The organism is Parendozoicomonas callyspongiae (genome assembly GCF_023502345.1).
In the GTDB taxonomy this organism is placed as follows: Bacteria; Pseudomonadota; Gammaproteobacteria; order Pseudomonadales; family Endozoicomonadaceae; genus Sansalvadorimonas; species Sansalvadorimonas callyspongiae.
Genome location: NZ_JAMFLX010000012.1, coordinates 107,860 through 131,333 on the forward strand (window position 1 = coordinate 107,860; position 23,474 = coordinate 131,333).

Genomic DNA, 23,474 nt, shown 5'->3' on the forward strand with positions numbered 1-23,474 from the left:
TTTTCTTTGTTGGCACAAATTAACCCATAACAGAAAAAAATAACAATTATATTTTCTGAGAAATGTATCTTTGAAAGATTAACGATCTCCAAGCAATGGAAAGATAGCTTTCAGCCCTTTTTTCACAGTGAACTGAGCCTGTCGGGCAAGCTGGCGCGAGTCCTGCTCGAAAGACATTATCGGAGGGTGATATTGCAGATGAACATGGATAGATCTTTCTCCCAGCAGCTTCCAGATACTGGGCACCAGGCTGTCATCGCCGATAAAGGGAACCCGGGGGTGAGGTTTGCCAGCTTCGCAGTAGGCCAAAGTAATGGGCTGCAGGGCAACGTGACTGCTGATAGCGCTTTTCAGCAACCGATCATGGAAAGGCTTCACCTGGTAACCATCCGTTGTTGTCCCTTCTGGAAAGACCAGAACACCATGACCCTGACCAAGGTAACGGGCGAGATCACGGCTGACTTTGCCACTGTCTCCGGATTTTCTGCGGATAAACAGTGTTCCCGTGACATTTGCCAGCCAACCGATTATTGGCCATTTCCGGATTTCTGACTTAGCCAGAAAGTGGAACGGGACGCTGGCTCCCAGAACAGGAATATCCAGCCAGGAGATATGGTTGCAAACCATCAAAACGGGATTGGTCCACGGGCCGCCCTGACGGTGGATTTTGACTCCCATAATCAGACAGAGAACTTTCAGCCACCACTGCTTTAAAGACAGACGGATGGAGTTGGTGCGCTCGGAAACCTGGTTCTGTTTTCCACTCCAGTTCAAAATCTGGATCCAGCAGGCCAGCAGCAGGCCTGTCAGGATCAGGCCTGCGAGAAGAACAACTCTGACCAGCCTTAATGGAAAAGCCAGAGGGTCGAAGCCAATTGCCTGATCATGATCTGATCTGGTATTCGCATCTTGAGCTTCTGTTGCAGAATTCACGGTCTCGCTTTTAATAACGACCGGATTCTCATTCATGGGCACCAACCTTCAAGGTGAAATCGACGGGCGTAGCGCGGACAGAGTTCATGAGTGTCGAGAAGGATAAACACATCAGCGCAGCCAAAACTTTTATCCCAGCAAGGTTCCCCTGCGACCTTTGCTCCCAAACGCAGATAGGTTTTCAGCAGGGCGGGCATACGCGCAACAACATTTTCTGGCAGGGAAATATCGGGAACAGGAGTTTTAGGAATGGCTTTAACACGCGAGTTATCAAGATACCGGTGCCGAATCTCTTTCATAATGGCTTCAGTCCGGACACCGCCGTCATCCATGCTGATGCTGGCGCAGCCAACCAGGAACCGGTAATTGTTCTGAGTCAGAAACCGGGCCAGAGCCTGCCACAGGCTGAAGATTGCAGCACCATCACGGTACTCTTCGTGAATGCAGGTACGGCCAAGTTCGAGAACACGACCTGGCAGCTCGGTCAGTCCGGGAAGAAAAAATTCCTCCTGGCTGTAAAAGTGCCCGATCATGCCAGCCTCCTCATCTCCAAGCAGGCGCGTTGTGGCAATGGCCTGGCCGGTTGAGTTGTCCCGAACGATCAGGTGTTGGCAGTAAGCATCATAAAGGTCGATATCCAGCACACCTTTCCCATTACGGTTTTGAGCCAGTCCGGTAAATGTTTTGGTGAAAACATCATGCCGCAGGCGGAACACGTCATTCATATCCTGTTCCGTGACGGCAACTGTAGCGGAGAGTCCTGTCTCCCGAACCACTTCACCTTTTGCAAGCACATGGCTTTTTGTAACAGTTTTCATCCGTGTTTCCTGAATACAATGAGCACTCATAACAAGCTTATGAACTGGCTTTTACGGACATGTGACAAGTGTGTGACAGATTTATGAATCCTGATGAGGTAGGTTTAATTATTAATGGCAGAAAAGGAGAGTAAACCTGAGGTGGAGAAGTCGGGCGACTCTGTTCCATATTAGTGATGAAGCATCCGCTGCTAACTTGATAAGCTTAGCTCTCTGATTGGGCTGGAGAATAAAAATGAAAGAGCTGTCAGATATCCTTCGCAAACCGGCATTTCACTGTCCGGATATTCAGATCTGGAAATCCCAGCGACTGTTTACGCAGCCCTCCCGCCCTCTCTCTACCTTGAAGGAAGCTTTTCTGGCAGGTTGCCGTGCTGATCGTATGGCCTGGGCTTTTTGCGGAGGTTATCAGTGGGCTATCCGCAGTCTGCTTCCTGAGCTGACTGAAAATACGGATGTTCTGGCTCTTTGTATCAGTGAATCTGGGGGAGGGCATCCCCGCAAGATACTGTCATCTCTTGAACCTGTTGAAGGAGGGTATGTTCTTTCCGGGAAAAAAACCTTTATTACCTGTGGTACAGAGGCAGACAGGCTTTTGATAGCAGCCAGAACCGGTGAGCAGGCAGATGGAAAGCCTGATCTGAAGATGCTTATTCTGCCAGCCAGAGGTGAAGGTTTCTCGGTGTCAGCCATGCCCGCCCTTCCCATCGTGCCGGAGTTGCCCCATGCATCAGTCGTGATGGATCGGATCACAGTTTCTGAAAAAGATGTGCTGCCGGGTGATGGTTATCTGCAATATATCCGCCCCTTCCGAATGCATGAGGATCTTCATGTCCAGGCGGCTCTGGCAGGTTTGATAGCCAGGAAAGGCTTTGAGCTGGAACAGCAGGAAATACTCGAGGAGTCTCTGTCCTGTTTCTATGCCCTTCAGGGAATAAAGCTTATGGGTGAGGAGCCATCAAATGCCCTGGCTCTCAGTGCAGTGGAACCCCGACTTAGAGAGCTGGCTACTCGGACAATCAACCTGATTTCAAATAGTGAAGAGAAAAGCAACTGGCAGCGGGATGTTCAGATTATGGAAGTCGCTGGAAAGGCAAGAGCTATCCGACGTAAGAAAGCCTGGGATCAGCTTGTGTCTTAGGGTTTACGTCAACAGAACATAGGAAAACCGGAAGAAACTGGCACGCCTGCTATATTACTGTGTTTAAAGAGAGCGGCGAGAGGTTCCAAATGAATCCGATCCGAAAATATCTCCTTTGGCTTTTTCTGTTTTCAGCTGCTTCTGTCATTTCCCAGTACGGTTCTGCAATTCCATTTCCGCTTGGAACCTGGCTGGGAATTGATGTCTGGGTTCCCCTTTCGGCTTTAAGCGTAATCCCTCTTCTGGATGTCTCGCGCTCATTTGTTCAGCACTATGCAGAGCTGGCGGATGTCGAGTTTCGCAAATCCCTCTGGCATATGCTGATTATTCCATCGGTTGTGGCTTTTATCTGCTCATTAACCGCAGGCCTTCCCTTTACGATCTTCCTGGGGGCCCTGGTGGCGGTTAATGTTGGTGGGTATATCGACATTCGGGTCTTTCGCTGGGCAAAGGTACTGAGCCGTAAGCCCCACGTTCGTATGCGTTTCTCGAATGCTGCGGCCACCATAAGCGGAACAACCGCATTTTTCATTATTGCCTTCACCGACTGGCCAATGCTGATCGGTTTCCCCCACAATGAGCTGGCCAAGCCTGCCAGTGCTCTACTTGTTGGGGGTATAGCTCAGGCAACCGTGATCTGGACCGCTGGCGTTATCATGGCGCATATTATGGCAACGGTTATTTCATGGCTGGAAAAGAGAGCAGAGAAAACTGCCCAAAGCCCTCAGGTTTCCTCAGATAATCTTTCAGAAATGGATTAGTCCATTCCATGTGTTTTCAGAGTGAAACCTGCGTCCGGGGTTTCGCTCAGCATGGAGGTCAGCTGAGGCAGTGTCTCTTTCAGTTGCTGCTCAAGCAGCCATGGGGGGTTAACGACAAACATGCCACTGCCAAACATTCCCGCCGTATTATTTCCACGAACATCCAGCGTTACATGCAGCCACCTTTGAGCGCCGCACTTTTCCAGCTTGTGACCAAAGCGTCTTGAATGCTCGCTGTCCAGCCGTGGGTACCACACAGCATAAACACCAACGGCAAACCGCTTAAAGGCTTCCTTCAGGCTCTTGATGACGGTGTTGTAGTCATCCTTGACTTCATAAGGAGGGTCGATAAGAATCAGTACCCGCTTCTCCAGTGGAGGTAATAACGATTTCAAACCTGCAAAACCGTCTCCCTGGGAGACGCGAACTCTGCGGTCGTGCTCAAAATTGCGGGCCAGCTGGCGGCTATCGGCCGGGTGGAGTTCAAACAGGCTGAGACGATCCTGTTCCCGCAGAAGGTTGGCTGCTATGGACGGAGAACCGGGGTAAAGCTTGAGCTTTTGATTGTTGTTATTGAACTTGCTGACCGCCTCAAGGTAATCGCTTAGCGCTTCAGGCAGATCCGGTTTTTGCCAGATTTTGCCAATCCCTTCCTTCCACTCTGCAGTCTTCTTGGCGAAATCATCTTCCAGAGAGTAGCCACCCGTTGCGGAGTGGGTATCAATGTAACGAATCGGCTTGTCTTTACGCGTCAGGTACTCAATAACCAGTGACTGCACAAGGTGCTTGAGAACGTCGGCATGATTGCCGGCATGAAAACCGTGACGGTAACTGAGCATAGGGAGAGTCTGTTTAAGATTAATAGCGGAGGGGGAATATACCCTATGTTGTTGGCTTGGGTAACGTGTATATGTCACGAAATGTCATAGCCACAAGGCCTGGGTTTTGGCAACGTAACGAAAACACTGAATCAGGAGTGGGAAATGACGAAACCGTATACTGTCTATGGGTGGACCGTTTCCCCTTATACCCAGAAAGTGCTGGCTTATCTGAGGTATAAAGGCATAGAGCATAAAGTTATAGCACCGAGCATTCTGTCATTTGCTGGAAAAATTAGCCGTAAGGTCGGCCGACCGGTTATGCCAGTTGTTAGAACCCCTGAAGGGGAGTGGTGGCAGGATTCAAGTGAAATAATCGATAAGTTTGAAAACCTTTTTCCTGAACGCCCTGTTTTCCCTGAATCATCCCGCCAGAAAATTTCAGCCAATCTTTTTGAGCTTCACGGCGATGAATGGCTTTGTATGTGTGCACTGCATTATCGCTGGCGCATTCCTGAAAATTATAACTTTGCCCTGAGTGAGTTCAGTCGCAATAGCTGGCCCTGGTGGCCTGGACTTATTGGAAAGGCTATCGGAGAACGCCTGGGAAAACAGATGCGCAGCTATTTGCCAAAACTGGGTGTTGAGGGTGACGTTATTCATGGGCTTGAAAGATACACAGTTAATTTTCTGGAACTCCTGGATCAACACCTTGGTCATCATAACTTCCTGCTAGGTGGTAAACCCTGTGTTGGTGATTTTGCTTTGTTCGGTCCACTCTGGGCGCACTTGTATCGTGACCCAGGGTCAACCTTCCTCTTTGATCAACATCCACATGTCAGAGGCTGGCTGGAACGATTGCTGAAGCCTCAACCAGAGTTTGAGGGAGAGTACCTTTCTTCTGATGAAGTACCCGTAACACTGGAACCATTACTATCAGGAATTCTGGGGGAGCAGTTTGAGTATTGCCGTTCTGTTATTGGCGCTATTGATCAGTATATGAACCAGCATCCCGATGCCGGGCGGGTGCCGCGTATTGTTGGGGAAGGGGAGTTTTCAATGGGAGGAGCAAAAGGCAGGCGTTGTCTTCTGGCTTATGTGCAGTGGATGGCACAGCGTTCACTGGATGCTTATCAGCAGGTTTCTGATAACGAAAAAGAATCGGTGAGTAACTGGATGGTTGATCTGGGTGGAAATAACTTTATTAAAACCCAGGTTAACCACCGAATGGCACGTAAAAACTATAAAGAGATTATGCTGCAGGAGTAGGCTGAAACCATTGTTTCAGCCTCTCTGTAGTTGGGCTCTTACGTCAACAGAACCTAGTTACCCAGCATGGCTTTTTTCAGGCCTTTGTCTGCAGGCTTGTTGCCCAGCCAGATACCGAACAGAGCCTTGCGGAAATCATCCCCGTTCACCAGAGCGACTTCTTTGTCATTCTTGAAGGCAGTAACACCCACACCAGGTTTGCTGACCAGTGTGAACTGATCGCCTTTTTTAATTTCTTCGCTGTTGAAGACATTCAGGAAATCATTGATACGATCCTGAAGAGGGCCAACATTGCCACCTGTTACGGTTTCAAAACCTTCCTGAACTGTGCTGACCATTTTGTCTGAAGTAATCAGCCCGGAGATGATATTCAGTCTCACAGCCGCAGGCTGTTTGCCGGAGAGAATGTTTTCACCATCGGTTTCTGCAGCAACGGTGTAGAGCGAGCCGACATAGAGATCAATAAAGAACTTGGAGCGAACACCTGCACCGTTAAGTTGCAGTTTGCTGCCATGAATCGTCAGTGAATCCTGAAGAGGTACACCTTCGACTTCTTTTGCCTGGGCAGAAAGGCTCAACATGCAGGCTAAAACAAAAGCTGTAAAACGTTTCATGGGTACTCCGACCATTTGTTCTTCTGGTTCCGCAGGAATACTAGCATTGCCTGTTCATTGAAAACGACTATTTTCATTTGAAGTGAATACATTGCTTCTTTTGATGCTCTATGAAGGTTTTGCACAAAATACTGTTTGCTGTCTTGGGGGCAGGGTATCTCTATTCAGGTATTACCCTGGCGGGTGATCTGGATAGATACAAAGCGATTATATCGCTGGTTAATAACGGCGGAACGCCAGTGGTTGTGTCCGGCTGTAATGCCGTGGATAAAGATGAAAATACCTGCCATGTGTTCAGTTCGGGTTCCCCGCTACAGATAAATCCAGGCAGTACAGTGACTATTGGGGACGCCTCTAACAAAGAGCACTCTTCTGAAGGGTATTTTGTATTTTCAGAAGCAGCCCTTCCTGATTTATTCCACCTGAGTTACAAGTTTGATAAAAAACTGGAGAGTTCTTCCCTCGATGTCTCCCATACCCATGGAAATAGCGCTGTGACCTGGGTGATTGATGACTCCACTTGCACATCGTCTTCAGGTGATGGCGGGATCAAGTGTTGCACGTATAAAGCCCATAAACACCACCTGTATACAGAATATGAATACAATTGTGTTCTTCCGGTTCGAGCTCAATAAGACCCTTCCAGAACTATAATGATGTCGAACCTGGTTTGTTGTAGAGTTCGGTAAGAGTCTCTTTGATTTTGTCTTGTCGACTCAGGGACTTCATGCTCAACAAGCCCGGTCACCCTGTCATCATCTGGGATGGGTTATCAGCCCAATAAACCAACCGGTTGATAAGAGGCCACTTGTCATAAGACTCCGGGTGGTGAGAAAAGGAGCCAGTTGCAACCGTGAATTTGCCATTTGGACTGATGCTTGTATCTTCAATTTTCTCAATCAACTGTGAATCTTTTGATGCTTCGATTGTAAACATTCGGTGAACCCTTTTGCTGAGCTCGCAATCCCTTGGTACCAGAGGAGTTCTTTTTTTGGTACGAAGTAACTATGTTGCTACAGCCCTTGAAAACTGGGGATATGACATGGGTTCATCGAATACTTACCTTCAGTGAAATGACCGGCCAACCATTTTCCTGGGCAATGGTTTTCAGAATGTCGTCAGCATCAACAGCAACGGGTTTGCCGACTTTTTTCAGGAGAGGAAGGTCATTTTTCGAGTCGCTGTAGAACCAGCATTCTTCCAGTTTGTGGCCCGGGTTCTGCTCCATCCAGCGCATAAACCGGGTGACTTTGCCTGCCTGATAAGTCGGAATATCGTAATGACGGCCGGTGTAACGCCCATCTTCCATCTCAACCTCAATAGCAAGAACTTCAGGAATCCCGATTTCTTCAGCAATTGGGTCAACGATAAAGCGGTTTGTTGCTGAAATAATCATCAGAATATCACCCGCCTGACGGTGTTTATCCAGAAGAGCGGCAACGTTTGGCTTGATCAGGGGACGAATAATTTCTTTGACGAACTCCTCCCTTAAGGCGTGCATTTTCTCGGGAGGGTTGTCAGCCAGAGGACGCAGGGCAAATTTCAGGTATTCATCAATATCAAGTGAGCTGTTCTTGTACTGCTCATAAAAATAATCATTGGCTTTTTTAAAGGCCACAGCATCGACAACACCCTTTGCCACAAGAAACTCTCCCCAGCTGTGATCGCTGTCGGTGTCTATCAGTGTGTGATCCAGATCGAAAATTGCTACAGCCACAGGAATTCCTCTCAGGGTTGTTATAACTGGCAGGATAATTTTGAAGTCATGGTAAAGGTGGAATCAGCTGTTAAGCAAATAATGAACAAACTTTACTGTTGTCACATTCCCTTTACTAATACTGGCTATATTGAGAACGCCCCCTAAGGGAAACCAATAAAGAGAAATGCCAATAATTATGATCACACCCAGCAGGAAACGATATTTCCATGATAAAAAACAGCATTAACATAAATTAGTGGTTTGCCGTAATACCGCAGTTTGTGGAAAAATGCTGTGAGTATATTTTTTTAGGGCAACCACGTGATTGATTCTGACGGTTTCAGGCCCAACGTCGGCATCATCCTTGCCAACCGGCAGGGTCAGGTGCTGTGGGCTAAGCGAATCGGACAGGATGCGTGGCAGTTTCCCCAGGGTGGTATTAATGGTGAGGAAACTCCGGAAGAGGCCATGTACCGGGAGCTCTATGAGGAAGTTGGACTGGAACCGGAAGATGTCAGGATTCTTGCCTGCACCCGGGGCTGGCTTCGTTATCGACTTCCTCGCAGGCTGGTCCGCAAGGACAGCCGGCCACTGTGTATTGGCCAGAAGCAGAAATGGTTTCTGCTTGAACTGGTCAGCAGTGATGAGCGGGTACGGGTGGATATTTCCAAATCTCCGGAGTTCGATGGCTGGCGCTGGGTCAGCTACTGGTTTCCTGTTGGCCAGGTGGTGGCATTCAAACGTGATGTTTACCGGCGTGCCATGAAGGAGCTTGCACCAAGGCTGTTGCAGTTGTTATAGGTTAAATTGTTGTTGCAGATAAGGAGTAGACGAGGAGTCTGAACAGAACATGCTGAGCACTTTGCGCAGAATCGTCCAGGAAGTTGGAACGGCCCGAGACCTTCAGGCCGCGCTGGATATTATTGTGCGCAGTGTGCGCCTGGCCATGTGTACAGATGTTTGCTCCGTGTATCTCTACGACGATGATGCCGACCGTTATACCCTGATGGCTTCTGAAGGCTTGAATCGCAAGGCTATTGGCCGGGTAACGTTATCCCGGTCTGAAGGCCTTGTGGGTCAGGTTGGCCTTCGGGAAGAGCCTATCAACCTGGAAGATGCTGCTTCTCATCCCAAATTCCGTTATCTGGAAGAGACCGGGGAAGAGCGATTTCGCTCTTTCCTCGGTGTTCCCATTATTCATCACCGTAATCTGCTGGGTGTTCTTGTTGTCCAGCAGGCGGTTAAACGTCGCTTTGATGAGAGCGAGGAGTCATTCCTCGTCACCATGTCGGCTCAGCTGGCGGGAGTGATTGCTCACGCTGAAGCGACCGGCTCATTACATATTCCTTCATCCAGTCATGAAAAACCCCGGCAGTCCCGCTTTATGGGGGTGGCCGGGTCACCCGGTATTGCTATTGGAACGGCGGTGGTTCTGGCACCTCCTGCCGATCTTGCAGCTGTCCCGGAGAAAGAGACGGATGATATCGACGGGGAGATTCAGCTGTTCCGGCAGGCATTGTGTTCTGTTCGGGACCAGATGAGCAGAACGGCAGAAAAACTTGCTGGCAGTATCCCTCCCGAAGAACAGGCCCTGTTCGATGTTTACCTGCGCATGCTTGACGATAATGCCCTTGGGGCAGAAGTTGAGACGGCCATCAAGAAAGGTCAGTGGGCTCAGGGTGCCCTGCGTGAAGTGATTGAAGAGCATGTTGGCCACTTTGAAAAAATGGATGACCCCTACCTTCGTGAGCGTGCCGTTGATGTACGTGATCTCGGTCGAAGGGTTCTGGCCAGCCTGCAGCAGCAGCAGGCGCAGGAAGTCACATGGCCAGATGAGGCCGTAGTGATCAGTGAAGAACTGACACCTGCCATGCTGGGCGAGATTCCCAGGCATAAGCTGGTGGGATTGGTATCTGTGCAGGGTTCCGGTAACTCCCACGTAGCGATTCTCGCAAGAGCCATGGGCGTTCCCACAATTATGGGTGCTGTTGATCTGCCCTGGGAGCGGGTAGGTGGCAGAGAGCTGATTGTTGATGGCAATCTTGGACGGGTTTATGCCTCTCCGGCAGCAGAGCTGGTCAGTCAGTATCGCCAACTAATCGATGAAGAGCAGGCTTTTGTTGAAGGCTTGGAAGCTTTAAAAGATGAGCCGTGTCTGACCCCTGATCACTACCGTCTTCCACTCTGGGTAAATACCGGACTGATGACGGACACTGTGCGCTCACTGGATAAAGGTGCAGAAGGTGTAGGCCTCTACCGCACTGAAGTGCCCTTTATGATTCGGGAACGTTTTCCCAGTGAGAAAGAGCAGGAAGAGATTTACCGTGATCAGCTGAAAGCCTTTGCTCCCAAGCCGGTCACTATCCGTACCCTTGATATTGGTGGTGATAAATCACTGAGTTATTTTCCCATCAAGGAAGAGAATCCCTTTCTGGGATGGCGTGGAATTCGGGTGACGCTGGATCATCCCGAGATTTTCCTGGTACAGATCCGGGCCATGCTTAAGGCCAGTGCCGGGCTGGATAATCTGCGTATTATGCTGCCAATGATTTCCGGAGTGCCGGAAGTTGAAGAAGCCCTTTATCTGATTCACCGGGCTTATCACGAAGTGTTAAGTGAAGGCGTTGACGTTCAGCTGCCACCTATTGGTGTTATGGTGGAAGTGCCGGCGGCTGTTTATCAGGTTAAGGACTTTGCCCGCCGTGTGGATTTTCTCTCCATTGGCAGTAACGACTTAACGCAATATATTCTGGCTGTTGACCGCAATAATCCCAGGGTTGCCGAGTTATATCACTCCTTCCACCCTGCAGTACTTCAGGCATTGCAGAAAGTTGTTAACGATGCTCACAAGGAAGGCAAGCCCGTTTCCATCTGCGGTGAAATGGCTGGTGATCCTGCTGCAGCTGTGCTGCTGATGGCAATGGGTTTCGATATTCTGTCTATGAATGCCACGCACCTTCCACGGGTTAAATGGGCGTTGCGTAATATTCCCCTCGAACATGCTAAAGAGATTCTTGATGATGTGATGGAAATGGATAACCCGCGGGTTATTCGCAGTGCTGTTGAACTGGCACTCCGTCATCGAGGACTGGAAAAGGTACTTGCCGGAAGGGCTGATGTAGCCGGATAGACTATTGTTATCAGGTCCTCGATAACAGGCCTGAATAATGATAAAGCATATAACCGTGGTCGGTGGAACTTGAGTCAGTTGTATTGAAGTAGTGTTATTTGAATCCTGAAATTATTGCAGTTGACCGGCTCTCTATGATCAGGGAAAGTTAAACAAGCACAAATAAAAATAATAAAGCAGCGTATGTTCGCATTTGATTACATTATCGTAGGCGGTGGTTCAGCAGGGTGTGTTTTGGCGAGCCGACTTTCCGAAAACCCAGATACTACTGTCGCCTTGCTGGAAGCCGGGCCGGAAGATAAATCACCTCTTATCAGCACACCTCTGGGTATTATTGGCTTGATGAATCTGCCCAGATTTAATTGGAAGTTTGAGAGCCAGCCTGAACCTTATTTGAATAACCGCCCTCAATATTGTCCTCGGGGAAAGGGTCTGGGTGGTAGCAGCTCAATCAATGCCATGATCTATATCCGTGGCCATGCTGATGATTATGCTAACTGGACAGAAGAAGGAAACAGCGAGTGGACCTATGCTGATCTTCTGCCCTACTTCAAGAAGGCCATGCATCAGGAACGTGGAGAATGCGACTGGCATGGAACCGATGGCCCCTTAAATGTCACTGATGCTCCTTATCGACACCCTGTATCGGAGAGCTTTCTGCTCGCAACTCTTGAAGCTGGCCACAAGTACAACCCTGATTTTAATGGTGCAAGCCAGGAGGGAATGGGCTGGTACCAGTTAACCATGAAAGATGGTGAACGCTGCAGTGCTGCAAGAGCCTATCTCCATCCGGTAAGAGACAGGAAAAATCTTACTGTTATAACTGAAGCCCAAACCACTCGTGTTCTTTTCAAAGGAAGGCAGGCTACAGGTGTTGAAGTAGTTGTGGATGGAAAAATGAAAACCCTGCAGGCCAATCGGGAAGTCCTGTTATGTGCCGGGAGCCTGCAGAGCCCACAGCTACTTATGCTGTCAGGTGTGGGTGATGCAGCTGAACTGCAGAAACACAGTATCCCTGTTCACCATATCCTGCCGGGTGTTGGAAAAAATCTGCAGGAACATTCGGATGTCGTGATTACCCAGCGCAGGAAAAAATGGGACACCTTGTCTTTCTCACCTGTTCAGGGTGTCAGAATGCTTGGGGATTTCTGGCATTATTATAGGAATCGAACCGGGTTGCTGGCTATTCCTCCTGTTGAGGTCGGTGGTTTCTTTAAATCTTCACCAGAAGTCGACAGGCCGGATATTCAGATCCAGTTTATTCCCATGCTGACGGATGATCATGGGCGCAACCTGAAGATAATGACCGGCTGGGGCTATTCCACTCATATTAATCTGCTGAGACCTAAAAGCCGGGGCCATCTGGCACTGGCCAGCAGTGACCCGTTTGATGCTCCGGAAATACATCTGAATATGATGTCTGATCCTGATGATATGGATATTCTGGTAAAAGGTCTGAAGAAACTGCGGGAGATTTATGCCGCAAAACCTCTGCAAAAGTATGCAGGGGAAGAGGTTTTTCCTGGCAGCTCAGTTCAGAGTGATACAGAGATCGCCGAGTTTATTCGTCAGAAGGCTGCACACGTTTATCATCCTGTAGGCACCTGCAAGATGGGGCGAGGATATGGCAGCGTTGTTGACTATCAGCTCAGGGTGCACGGATTGGAAAGGCTGCGGGTAGTGGACGCATCAATTATGCCAACACTTGTGAGTGGCAATACCAATGCTCCAGTTATTGCTATAGCTGAGAAAGCTGCTGACATGATCCAGAAAAGCTGGATTCAGCCTGAGTTGGCTCTGGATAGTGAGGCTTTGAATCAAAGCCAGATTATGACTGAACCGGAAGGCGTATAAGTTGAATACAGCTTTAATGCGTTCACTGTGGAACTGAAGCCTTTGGCTGATGAAAATCTCCTGTAAGCAGGATTTTCAGGATTTTGCTCCCCCAGTAAAAATTCAGACTGTGGGATAGCAGGCCTCCGCCGATCATCAGGAAATTGCCAGTCTTCTCCAGGGGGAAGTGAATGTCCTTTCTGTAGACATTCTGAATGTACTGACCCCAGATATAAGGAAAAATACCCCAGCGATAAATAAAGAATAATGCCGCAAAGGGATACATAAAGTTCCTGTGAACGCGCCGCAGGTTGTAAAAAATCTGTGAGGTTTCCATAAGGAGCGGCTCAATAAATAAGTGCTGCTTATTCTGGCTGGCCAGCAGAGATATTGTCAGAAACATTCCTCCACCATGAATCATGAACTCTGTTGAGCCTTGATTGAACGAGTCATGAAATTCATAAGCGGAATACCCCCAGGATATCAAGGGAAGAATGCTAGCCAGATAACTGTCTGATGGAGCATCACTGATTATTTTTTCCCACCATGTTTTCTCACTGGTATGGAACAGATAGTTAGAGCCAATACCTGTCAGCAGTGCATGAAGAAGAGGTGAACAGGTGTCATTTCGCTTTTCGCCGGGAGCCAGCCCGTAATTACAGTATTCATGCACAATCTTAAAGCCAATGGCGGACACAACCGGAATCAGGAAAAGCCCTTTATTCATTTCCGCAGGAATTTGTTCTGATTCCTGATCATCCTCCTGTTGCAGGAGAAACTCACTCATCCTGAATGGAGAATGGGCTTTGCACAGGTTATAACCAAAAATTCCGGTCAAGCCAATACTGATCAAGAGAATTATCGGAAATCTCTGGTACACCACCTATTGCCCCTGAAATTTTTGATCACGAGTATAGGCAGGGAATCTATTTGATGCCGCGTAAATAATAGACGTTTTCTAACCAGGTAACCGTATTTTATGGCGTATTTTTTCTGCTATTGCCTGACAGAATAGAAGTTCTGACTTGTCCCGATATAAAGACTCTGGCGTGGCATGAACACCATAGGCTTTATCATAAACTCTGCGTTTGAGATCGTTCAGAATCACTTCCAGTTCATGTAAAGCGGCATGGTAATAACCGGAACGTTGCAGGCGTTCGCAATAACCAAACCTTTGACCAGAGGAAAAGTAGCGCATCATGGCATCTTGTCCGGCGTGGACTGGCTGGCAGTTCGGCAACTGCTTTAACTGTTGTCGAGTATGGGCAATCGCACGGGATGCTGGTGGTAGCTCCTCTTTGACATTTTTCAGGGTGACAGGAGGGAGGTAATTCCTGTGTTTCAGAATTCCCAGCAGGCTGCCAAAGGTTTTGAATAATCTGATCAGGGCTTCACCAAAGCCGTGAGCGTCCAGAACACTGCCAACAAAACCGAAGCCACGGGTACGAACAGCTTCTTCCTCAAAATAATCGGTAAAACCTCCCGGATAACCTGTGAGCAGAAAAACATCTCGTGGAAAACCGGAGCAGTTATTACCAATGGTACGAAAGCGCAGTGGCGGTGTTGTTGATTCGGGATCCTTCAGCAGCTGCTGAATATAGTGCTCGATTTTCTCGAACTCATCTTCCGTAACTTCAAATGTGATATTAGGGTGCTCCCTGTAATCCTGACCAACCTGTTTATACATCCGAACTTCGTCATTGAGACGAGCTTTACGTGGAAAGATGGTGCCGATGAATGATATCAACCAGCAGAGACCAATCATGATGATACCAATGCTTCTACGCAGACCTTTCGGCAGAGAGTAAGCAATCACCTGTCCATTGCTGGACAACCTAACAAGGTCTCTGTTCAGGGCATATTTGCCATAGATGAGATCCCGTCCCTTGCAGGGTTTATGAAGGCGAATATAACTGTGATCAGTATCTTGGTAGATACTCAATGTACGGCGCTGGTTTAATGGTTTTTTGAAAATAGGAGTGGCAGATCGGGTGATAAACCGGTTGCGCTCAAAAGCTGTACCGCAAACGTAGAGGGTTTGTCCCTCAGCCAGAACCTTTGTGCGGTGGCTGGTATTGCCCCGGTTAAGAATACGCCTCCAAACTTTGGCTGAGGTCGTATCACCCTGAACAAACGGGCTGGTAAGCGGAGTTGTCATGGCAGTCTTCCCTAAATCGTTACCGCGCATGACAGGTAGTTGGTGTTGTTGTTTATCCTGACGGACCGCTGCGCGACAAGGGTTTGTATTATTAGTGGTTGTTTATTTTATAAATTTTCTAAAATCAGTTTCTGGGCTTCCCCAAGCCAGACAGCGTGTTTGGTATGGTCTGCCAGATCATCGCCTGTTAACGGATGAATCAGTATGGAAAGGCCATGCCTGTTCTGCTCAAGCCAAGCGACAACCTCTTCATAAAATGCTGGTTTAAAAGAAATCCGGCAGCTGCGCCCGGGGTGTGGTCCGGTCGGGTTGCGGTGCATATGACCAACTTTCAGGGCATAGCGCTGGGCAACCTTACGGCAAAGCTTGTCTGCCCGATCGAATGATTCATCAGTGAAATAGACATGGGCGTGGTAACCGGAAACTTTCATGTTGCTGTTACCCTTTTTGTGCTGACACCCCATGTGTTCTCCCCGGGTTGCCATGCTGTTTTGAATTATTTGGGCTAACTGAAAATTTATCTGGATCTATTGAACGGGAGATTAGGGGCTAAAGCAAGGGCATGGCAAGGAATAATGTGCGGTCTTAGGTGTAAGATATGCAACAAAAAGGCGAAAATCAGCCGCCTTTAGTCACTAAAGTCGTTTAAGCTGTCTTGGCAATATTTCGGGCCAGCCACCCCTCTGGCATAGCGATAGTTTTCTTGAAGAACCCTGATGGCTCACCTCCTATTGTATAAAACTGCTCATGCCAGTGCAGTTTTCCATCACGCTCCAGAACCAGCCCTGTACTGTTGCGGGTACCGTAGTTGGGTGAGCGGATAAAACAGGGCGCCAGCATACGTTCCCACACGGGATCAACGCCGGTATCAGGAATCTCATCATCCGGTGGGCGCTTTTCATCATGCAGAAGGTCAATGCAGCTCTGGGGTGTTATGTTCCCTGAATCAATAACTTTCCTGAGCTTTTTCTTAAGACGGCGAACCTTGGGCCAGGGCGTGTTCAGAAGACCGTTGCTGAGGCCGTATAAACCCGGCTCCAGTTGGCGGATAACGTCCTGTCTGTTGGAGTAGTACCAGAGGGCATTGCTGTCTGCCAGAAGCAGGTTAAAGCCAGCATAAAGATGGCGGTTATTGTGTACTCGTTGAAGGTATTCTACTGTAGGAATGTCCCCAGCCAGGAAATTTGTAATCAGCTCTCCCCGTGTTCTCTCGCCACTGGCATCAAGTTCCCGAAAGTTGGTAATGGCAGCCATACGCCCCTGTGTGCCTACGGCCAGCCAGGTGCCACTTGCGCGCTGGTCACGGCCACCAAAAATATTGTGGTGATCCTCCCAGTACTCGGCCTTGCTGGTGGGGCGGGCATAGAACTCATCACGGTTGGACGCCATGATCAGCGGGTATTGGTGGTCCGGGTTCCAGTTCAGGGCAATCAGGCACATCGGGTATTCTACGTGTTTATTAATTTATCAATCAGCCTTTACAGGGGCTACGGTACACTACGCAGAGACTGTTTCAATAGATTCACTCGCCGCCAGATGAAAAAAGGGTCATGAATCAGATGCGTTGATCTCGTATAGTTCATAGACTCGCTTTACTGGTATTCTGCCCATTTTTTCCTATGGCAGTCATTAGCCATCTAAAAAACTCGCTCCGCCACAGGTGACGTCACTGCCTTTCGACAATGAAGAGTTGGTGTTGATCTGCCAGATGGATGAACAATGGTCTTATGTTGGAAATAAAAAGAATCAACGCTGGTTATTCTACGCTTGGGAGCCTCGCTACCAGAGAGTGATCACTCATGTCTTTGGTCGCCGAACCAAGAAGACTCTGAAAAAGCTAATGAAGCTGGTCAAGCCCTACAAGTTCAAGTTTTACTGCACTGATGACTGGAAGCCCTACGGTGCAGAACTACCTGATGCTATCCATGTTGTTACCAAGAAGCTGACACAGAGCATCGAGAGAACAAACCTGACTCTTCGCACTCGCCTGAAGCGGTTAACTCGTAAAACCATCTGTTTTTCTCGCTCAGAAGAACTCCATGATAAGGTGATTGGTGAGTTCATCTCTAGAATGTGGTATCAACCTGTTTGAAACATGACTCTATTTATCATTACTTCCATATGGCCACACTCCAATACCCCATGATATGGGGTACCCTCCGGAAGCACTAATCATAGAAGCCAACTCTTGTAAGTTATCTTTAGGGCGTGAACAGACTTTCGAATTATCAAAACTATTACTGCTAATATTTCATGAAGATTATGATGGTGCTCTCAGGCTACTGAAGGAAAAGCGGAGTGACCTCAGTGACCTCAAGTTTCTCTATAGCCAGAAAAATAGCGACGCGCCAGGGAGGATCACAGTTCAATCCCTTCTTGAGAAAGGTAAGAACAATAGACTGGGTGATATTGAAAAAGAGGCGCTGATATCATCTCTCGCCTCTCAATCATTGGTCAAATTTATGATCCAGTGTATGGATGAGAGTTCAACAACCAGAGATCATTTTCGAATACAGAAGTGTCATGTTAACCAGCCGTGTAATGATGCCGTTGTGATGGGGCTGGTCAGGTTTGCGCAGATGAAAAATTTAGAAAGTGATCTGCTATCAGGGCAAGAAAACATAAACGATGACATTTCATAAAGACATCTTATGAAAGTCTGAGCACTGTTTACACCAAAGATATTGAAACCCGGTAAAAATATTCCTTCATGTCATTACTCCAGACTCCAGCCCACAAAACTAAATCTTTCCAGAATGTGTTACAGTCCCGACAATCTAAATGACACTGCCATATCGGCAGGGCAATATTGGGTCAGGCTGGAATTATGGAATTTCTGGAAATCCTTGGCTATCTGCTTACTGGTTCGGTTGCCGGAACACTGGCCGGGCTGTTTGGCGTAGGTGGAGGCTTGATTATTGTTCCCGCCCTGGTCTTTGCCTTTCCATTGCAGGGTATTAACCCTGAAGTTGTGACCCATCTTGCCGTTGGTACTTCTCTGGCAACGATTGTTCCTACCTCTGTCAGTTCAACCCTGAGTCATCATCGTAATAAAGCTGTGGTCTGGTCGATCTTTCCCATGCTGATGGCGGGTATTGTGCTGGGTGCCTGGCTGGGTGTGATGACAGCAATAAGTATCAGTGGTGGAGCCCTGCAGGTTTTGATTGGCACCGGAGCTATCCTTATCGGCTTGCGGATGCTGCTGGTCAAAACTCAGGAAAGCAGTGCTCCCCATGGTGATTTTAATCAGAAGCTTTTGGGTTCCGGTGGTGTTCTGATTGGTTATGCCTCTTCCATTTTTGGCATTGGCGGCGGCACCATGACGGTTCCTTTTTTAAGTAAGCTGGGTGTAAGAATGCAGCACGCTGTGGGAACATCTGCGGCCTGTGGCTTGCCTATCGCCGTCACTGGTGCACTGGCTAATGTTATTCTGGGCTCAGATATTGAAGGGCTTCCCGCCTACAGCACCGGTCTTGTCTATTGGCCGGCATTTCTTGGAATCGTGCTGATGAGCGTGCCATTTGCCCGCGTTGGTGCGAAACTGGCCCATAGCCTTCCCGCGTTAACATTAAAGCGGTTGTTTGCCTGCCTGCTGTTCGCAGTGGGCCTGAATTTTATACTAGGAAGTTAACACTTGATTCAGTATCCCGATATAAATCCCATTGCACTGGAGCTGGGACCATTACAGGTGCACTGGTATGGGATTATGTACCTGCTGGCTTTTGCCGGTGCCTTTTTTCTTGGACGGATTCGCTGCAACCGCTCCAGAGGATTGTGGTCGGAAGAGCAGTTGTCAGATCTGATTTTCTACGGTGCTATCGGGGTGATTCTCGGTGGCCGTATGGGTTATGTACTGTTCTATAATTTTGATTATTTCCTACAGAACCCGCTCTGGCTGTTCCGAATAGATCAGGGTGGCATGTCATTCCATGGCGGGATGCTGGGCGTGTTTGTTGCCCTTTATCTCTATGGTAAGAAGCTGGGCAAATCCTTCTTTCAGATGTCGGACTTTATTGCGCCACTGGTTCCCTTTGGTCTGGGTGCCGGGCGAATGGGTAACTTTATTGGCGGTGAGCTGTGGGGAAGGGCGACTGATATCTCCTGGGCTATAGTGTTCCCGAAAGATCCGCTGCAGATTGCCCGTCATCCTTCCCAGCTCTATCAGTTTGCTATAGAAGGCATTATTATCTTCGCGGTGCTTTGGTGGTATTCCTCCAAACCACGCCCACGGATGGCGGTGTCTGGCCTGTTCCTGTTGTTGTATGGCTGTGGTCGTATTTTCGTGGAGTTCTACCGCCAGCCTGATCCACAGCTGGGTTACCTGGCCTGGAACTGGCTGACCATGGGGCAACTGCTCAGCCTGCCTATGGTTATACTGGGTATCGGTTTTATGGTTTATGGTCACCAGCGCCATCCTCTGGAAGATGGTCTGAACAGTGATGACCATCGCTGGCTGAAACGACATGCGCCTGAAGCCAATGGAAAGAACAGTTCCAGGCGTAAGGACAAAAAGGGATAGCAAAAAGAGATAGCGATGAAACAGTATCTGGATCTGATGCGCCATGTGAAAGAGAACGGCGTGTACAAGGATGATCGCACCGGAACTGGCACCTATAGTGTGTTCGGATACCAGATGCGGTTTGATCTGGCCAAGGGCTTTCCTCTGGTCACCACCAAGAAGTGTCATCTGCGTTCCATCATTCATGAGCTGCTCTGGTTTTTGAAAGGGGAAACCAATATCGGTTACCTGAAGGAAAATGGAGTCTCTATCTGGGATGAATGGGCCACGCCGGAAGGTGAACTTGGCCCGGTTTACGGTAAACAGTGGCGCAGCTGGGAAGGCCCGAATGGGGAAGTGGTTGACCAGATTTCTGACCTGATTAACGAGATCAAAACCAACCCGGATTCCCGCCGCCTGGTGATCTCTGCCTGGAACCCGACTGTTCTTCCCGATGTAAAGCACAAGCCCAGCGAGAATGCAGCGATGGGACGTCAGGCATTACCGCCATGTCACTGCCTGTTCCAGTTCTATGTACTGGGCGGAAAGCTCTCCTGTCAGCTCTACCAGCGCAGTGCGGATATTTTCCTGGGTGTTCCATTCAATATTGCCAGTTATGCACTGCTGACCATGATGATTGCACAGGTGTGTGATCTGGAGCTTGGGGATTTTGTGCATACCTTTGGTGATGCGCACCTTTATTCCAATCATATGGAGCAAGTAAACGAACAGCTGGGTCGTGAGCCATTGCCATTGCCGGAGATGAAACTAAACCCGACCATCAAAGATCTGTTTGATTTCACTTTTGACGATTTTGAACTGGTGGGTTACCAGGCACACTCCCACATCAAGGCGCCGGTAGCTGTCTAATTAATTTGAAAGCCCATGTAACACTGTTGTTATGACCTGAATGCTCCAGATTGCGTCATAAAAAGATATTGATTTAAATAATAATGGAGCAGTTTGCGATGGACGCTACAACAATAATAAAGGCAGAGTTTTTTAAAAAAACTGATTTAAAGCAGGATGAGCCTGTTACATTCAGCGCCAAATATTGCGGTTTCCAGCTAACCCCTGTAAATACCAGAAAAAAAATGGCTTCTGAGTCCAGTGACGATGGAGAAAAGACGCCACTGGTATCAAGAATGACAGAACAGGTCTTCACTTTTTCCGCTGATCATGAAACAGAAGATAAAGAGACAAACTCTGCAAACAGCAAGGAGCAGGCAGCATCTGGGTTGCCATCCAGTGGTGAGATTACTACGGGAAAACCTTCAGCGAAAGCCCTGCCAGAACAGGCTAGGTCGGTTTTCCGGCTTCCCAATCAGGCTGTTATTAAAATATTGTCTGAAACAGCCTGTGATGATGGAATCAAAATTCGTGATGAACTTGAGCATATATACAGCAGTTATGGGGAGTCTTTTGAATTCTTTACAGGTAAGTTTGCTTCGTCAGCCACCCTCGAAAAAAGATTTGGTTTTAAACAGGTTAAGAATAGACCTGCTAACCCTGTTTGTATGAATAAGGCGGGCGTGACCGGCCAGGATACTTTATATTCTCATGAAGAGCGTATTCTTCTTGTTCATTTGCAAAATAAGTTGAAGGGGCTATTCCCTGCTCCTGCAAAAATTAATCAACCACTGGATATTCATGGTATCAATCTGGTGAAAGGGGAGTTCTGTATTCCAATTGATAGTGATGTGATCATTAATGCAGAAGATAAATCATCAACTCTCCCCAAATACAGATGCTTGGCCCGGCTACCTCTGGTGCATACTGTTGTGGCCAATCAGATATCAGCAGCACAAGTGGTGCCTAATATTGAAGATGTTTTGGGAGATACAGATTTTGTACTTCAACTGCAACTGGATAAAGACTGTTTCTTGCCTTTTTACAGCAGCCGATACCAAACCGGACTCAATATAAATAATAAGAATATATACTCTGAGATCATAGGTAATATAAGTGATTACATTGAACAGTTCTCACCTGGTGCCCTGATTGCGGTTCAAACCCTAGCCTGTAAAGACGTGTTTGAGACTCTTGTTCAAAACCTTGAAGAGGGTTATCAGTTAACGCCACATGGTCAAGAAAAAAGTGGAACAGGACGTAAAATAATGGTGACTTTTATCGATAATGATAAGATTCAAGTTGATGCTGAGATAGCATATGATCATTATATTGATTTGGACAATAAAAAAAATAAAAAGGGTTTTATCAAGCTGAGAGCCAGCATCATCCTGATTCAAAAAGATAATATATGGATACCGGGGTGGTGTAACTGTGGTTATGAAATAACAACATGCAGGAAACAATATAAACAAAAGATGGAGGAGTCACTATTAACCCCCACTACTTCTGATGGTTTCATTATAAAAAAACAGCCACTTACTGAAAGCAGGCATCTCAGTAAGAGCTTGGGTTCTCTCAGTCAGAATGTAATAAGCGGGCTATCTGCGACCTCGCCTGAAACCTCTTTACCAGCCGCTTTAAATAGACAGCTAATACTCTTGCCATTAAAAAAATGCCATCAACGAGCTTCGTCTGAAGACGCCGCTGAATCTGATATGCACACTCCGTCCACTAGCCTATCGTCGTCTTCATATTCTTCGTCAACTGATAGTCGTGCAATATCATCGAGTTCTGGGGTTGGCTTCTGTGCTTCTCCCTCTCCTTGCCAGGTTGAATTACAGAAAAACCAGAGGGCGGGAGTTTGTAGCTTTTATTTTAAGGGGGGATGGTGTTATACCAATTTACCTCCCGTGGCGGCTGCCTGTAGAATGAAGTTTGGAGAAGAAATGGCCGCATGGTTAAATTCAAGAGCTGATACAAAAGTTGCTGACCATGCAACGAGGCTCAGGCAGATGAATATCAAGATGCCATCTGAGGACTATTTCCAAAATCTAACTGAGACTGCAACATCGGAAGTAAAGCATGTATCAGATGTTGAAGTCTCGCGGGATATAATCACTCCTGAACTGTATCAGGAGCTGAAAGATGGCTACAAACAGAAATGGCTTGAGTGTTTGAAAAAGCTGGAAGATGAAGTGTTGGGCTATCACCCAGATATGGATATGAAGCAACCTGACATGGCCCACTTGTCGCCAGACAAACAAGATGCAATAAGAGATTTTTTGGATACTATTGAAAATAGCCGTGATAAATTTACTGAAATCGTCAAGAGAATTAAAGGTTTCAAACTTGGAGCTCTATCCGAAAGTGAATATAAAGAATTGATTTTTGATTTGGCAAGTATAAAAGTTGAAGTGAACAGGCTTAATAGTTTAGGACGTGCTGGCCAGAAGCAGGTGCAGATACCTCTGTATCGACAGTTAAAACAAAAGGCTGATGTTGAACCAGACTCAGCATTAGGACGGTATTTGGAATTACGCCAAAAACAGTTAAACGCAATTGGTACATTGTGCAGCGTAAAGCTGGACTTTGCCGTGTCAAGTTTATCTATCAAGGGTGGGAAAGAGAAAGAAGGTGTGACGTTTTATGATGATATAAAATGTGCCATAGCTAACGGTCAGGAAATAGAAGTTGAAGATATGAATAAGAAACTCGAAAGAGTCTGGGCAGAAACAAAAAATGATGATTGGCTAAATGAAGTTTTTGAAAAACAAATGTCTGATTTATCAATACCGGTTTTTGATACTTTGAAAAGAACTCATAGCTCTTTGGGTTCCACTTAATCCTGGCACTTGGCCCAAATATTCTATAAACAACCTCGAATTCCCCAGATAGCAAGGAAATACGAGAGAATGTTTATGAAATGCTTGGGTTGCAGGTAGCATTTATA

Annotated in this window: 21 protein-coding genes and 1 pseudogene; 12 read left to right on the forward strand and 10 right to left on the reverse strand. The window is 47.6% G+C overall.

Annotated features, from left to right (window positions below; all coding sequences use genetic code 11):
• Positions 1–78: 78 nt before the first annotated feature.
• On the reverse strand, positions 79–969 hold the full coding sequence (locus M3P05_RS10615) for a lysophospholipid acyltransferase family protein (protein WP_249699577.1): 891 nt from the start codon (positions 967–969) through the stop codon (positions 79–81).
• Positions 966–1,751 carry a GNAT family N-acetyltransferase gene (locus tag M3P05_RS10620; RefSeq protein ID WP_249699578.1) on the reverse strand — a complete coding sequence of 262 codons (786 nt, stop codon included), beginning with the start codon at positions 1,749–1,751 and terminating at the stop codon, positions 966–968. The genes M3P05_RS10615 and M3P05_RS10620 overlap by 4 nt, the downstream gene beginning before the upstream one ends.
• 235 nt (positions 1,752–1,986) lie before the next feature.
• Between M3P05_RS10620 and M3P05_RS10625 the strand changes: the two genes are divergently transcribed.
• A complete protein-coding gene (locus M3P05_RS10625) occupies positions 1,987–2,892 on the forward strand; it encodes an acyl-CoA dehydrogenase family protein (protein WP_249699579.1) in 906 nt (301 codons plus the stop codon).
• Between the two features lie 89 nt (positions 2,893–2,981).
• Positions 2,982–3,653: a hypothetical protein gene (locus M3P05_RS10630; protein WP_249699580.1), complete on the forward strand. Its 672-nt coding sequence runs from the start codon at positions 2,982–2,984 to the stop codon at positions 3,651–3,653.
• Here M3P05_RS10630 and M3P05_RS10635 read toward each other — a convergent pair.
• The gene (locus M3P05_RS10635; RefSeq protein ID WP_249699581.1) at positions 3,650–4,492 is read right to left on the reverse strand and encodes a 23S rRNA (adenine(2030)-N(6))-methyltransferase RlmJ; all 843 of its coding nucleotides are present in this window, start codon (positions 4,490–4,492) and stop codon (positions 3,650–3,652) included. The two genes, M3P05_RS10630 and M3P05_RS10635, sit on opposite strands and share 4 nt — an antisense overlap.
• A 144-nt stretch (positions 4,493–4,636) precedes the next feature.
• Here M3P05_RS10635 and M3P05_RS10640 point away from each other — a divergent pair, with 144 nt between their 5' ends.
• Entirely contained in the window at positions 4,637–5,740 is a 1,104-nt protein-coding gene (locus M3P05_RS10640; protein ID WP_249699582.1) for a glutathione S-transferase family protein, read from the forward strand.
• 53 nt (positions 5,741–5,793) lie between these two features.
• Here M3P05_RS10640 and M3P05_RS10645 read toward each other — a convergent pair whose 3' ends face one another.
• The gene (locus tag M3P05_RS10645) at positions 5,794–6,354 is read right to left on the reverse strand and encodes a chalcone isomerase family protein (RefSeq protein WP_249699583.1); all 561 of its coding nucleotides are present in this window, start codon (positions 6,352–6,354) and stop codon (positions 5,794–5,796) included.
• A 110-nt stretch (positions 6,355–6,464) separates the two neighbouring features.
• Here M3P05_RS10645 and M3P05_RS10650 point away from each other — a divergent pair, with 110 nt between their 5' ends.
• Complete coding sequence (locus tag M3P05_RS10650; RefSeq protein ID WP_249699585.1) at positions 6,465–6,989, forward strand: hypothetical protein; 525 nt, start codon at positions 6,465–6,467, stop codon at positions 6,987–6,989.
• A gap of 109 nt (positions 6,990–7,098) precedes the next feature.
• Here the strand turns inward: M3P05_RS10650 and M3P05_RS10655 are convergent, their stop codons facing one another.
• Positions 7,099–7,290, reverse strand: coding sequence for a hypothetical protein (locus M3P05_RS10655; protein ID WP_249699586.1), 192 nt, complete (start codon positions 7,288–7,290; stop codon positions 7,099–7,101).
• Positions 7,291–7,402: 112 nt separating this feature from the next.
• Positions 7,403–8,071, reverse strand: a complete 669-nt coding sequence (locus M3P05_RS10660; RefSeq protein ID WP_249699587.1) for a histidinol-phosphatase — start codon at positions 8,069–8,071, stop codon at positions 7,403–7,405.
• Between the two features lie 303 nt (positions 8,072–8,374).
• On the opposite strand from M3P05_RS10660, the gene rppH reads away from it, so the two are divergent.
• From rppH to M3P05_RS10675, 3 genes are all read left to right on the forward strand, one after another.
• Positions 8,375–8,854 carry an RNA pyrophosphohydrolase gene (rppH, locus tag M3P05_RS10665; protein WP_249699588.1) on the forward strand — a complete coding sequence of 160 codons (480 nt, stop codon included), beginning with the start codon at positions 8,375–8,377 and terminating at the stop codon, positions 8,852–8,854.
• Positions 8,855–8,903: 49 nt separating this feature from the next.
• Entirely contained in the window at positions 8,904–11,183 is a 2,280-nt protein-coding gene (ptsP, locus tag M3P05_RS10670) for a phosphoenolpyruvate--protein phosphotransferase (RefSeq protein WP_249699589.1), read from the forward strand.
• A 183-nt stretch (positions 11,184–11,366) separates the two neighbouring features.
• Positions 11,367–13,037: a GMC family oxidoreductase gene (locus tag M3P05_RS10675; protein ID WP_249699590.1), complete on the forward strand. Its 1,671-nt coding sequence runs from the start codon at positions 11,367–11,369 to the stop codon at positions 13,035–13,037.
• A 22-nt stretch (positions 13,038–13,059) separates the two neighbouring features.
• Here the strand turns inward: M3P05_RS10675 and M3P05_RS10680 are convergent, their stop codons facing one another.
• The 4 genes from M3P05_RS10680 to M3P05_RS10695 all read right to left on the reverse strand — a co-directional run bounded on the left by M3P05_RS10680 (position 13,060) and on the right by M3P05_RS10695 (position 16,614).
• Positions 13,060–13,803 carry a TLC domain-containing protein gene (locus M3P05_RS10680; protein WP_249699591.1) on the reverse strand — a complete coding sequence of 248 codons (744 nt, stop codon included), beginning with the start codon at positions 13,801–13,803 and terminating at the stop codon, positions 13,060–13,062.
• 171 nt (positions 13,804–13,974) lie between these two features.
• Positions 13,975–15,174, reverse strand: coding sequence for a hypothetical protein (locus tag M3P05_RS10685; protein ID WP_249699592.1), 1,200 nt, complete (start codon positions 15,172–15,174; stop codon positions 13,975–13,977).
• A 107-nt stretch (positions 15,175–15,281) separates the two neighbouring features.
• The gene (locus tag M3P05_RS10690; RefSeq protein WP_249699594.1) at positions 15,282–15,638 is read right to left on the reverse strand and encodes a DOPA 4,5-dioxygenase family protein; all 357 of its coding nucleotides are present in this window, start codon (positions 15,636–15,638) and stop codon (positions 15,282–15,284) included.
• Positions 15,639–15,819: 181 nt separating this feature from the next.
• On the reverse strand, positions 15,820–16,614 hold the full coding sequence (locus M3P05_RS10695; RefSeq protein ID WP_249699595.1) for an NRDE family protein: 795 nt from the start codon (positions 16,612–16,614) through the stop codon (positions 15,820–15,822).
• A gap of 199 nt (positions 16,615–16,813) precedes the next feature.
• Between M3P05_RS10695 and M3P05_RS10700 the strand changes: the two are divergent.
• The 5 genes and pseudogenes from M3P05_RS10700 to M3P05_RS10720 form a co-directional block, all read left to right on the forward strand.
• Positions 16,814–17,266 (forward strand): annotated as a pseudogene (locus M3P05_RS10700) (IS1 family transposase); the annotation flags it as partial.
• 735 nt (positions 17,267–18,001) lie between these two features.
• Positions 18,002–18,805: a sulfite exporter TauE/SafE family protein gene (locus M3P05_RS10705; RefSeq protein WP_249699596.1), complete on the forward strand. Its 804-nt coding sequence runs from the start codon at positions 18,002–18,004 to the stop codon at positions 18,803–18,805.
• A gap of 3 nt (positions 18,806–18,808) precedes the next feature.
• Positions 18,809–19,693, forward strand: a complete 885-nt coding sequence (gene lgt, locus M3P05_RS10710) for a prolipoprotein diacylglyceryl transferase (RefSeq protein ID WP_249699598.1) — start codon at positions 18,809–18,811, stop codon at positions 19,691–19,693.
• 15 nt (positions 19,694–19,708) lie between these two features.
• Positions 19,709–20,542, forward strand: a complete 834-nt coding sequence (locus M3P05_RS10715; protein WP_249699599.1) for a thymidylate synthase — start codon at positions 19,709–19,711, stop codon at positions 20,540–20,542.
• A 98-nt stretch (positions 20,543–20,640) separates the two neighbouring features.
• Positions 20,641–23,367 (forward strand): hypothetical protein, encoded by a 2,727-nt coding sequence (locus M3P05_RS10720; RefSeq protein WP_249699601.1) that lies wholly within the window; start codon positions 20,641–20,643, stop codon positions 23,365–23,367.
• The last annotated feature ends 107 nt before the right edge of the window (positions 23,368–23,474 follow it).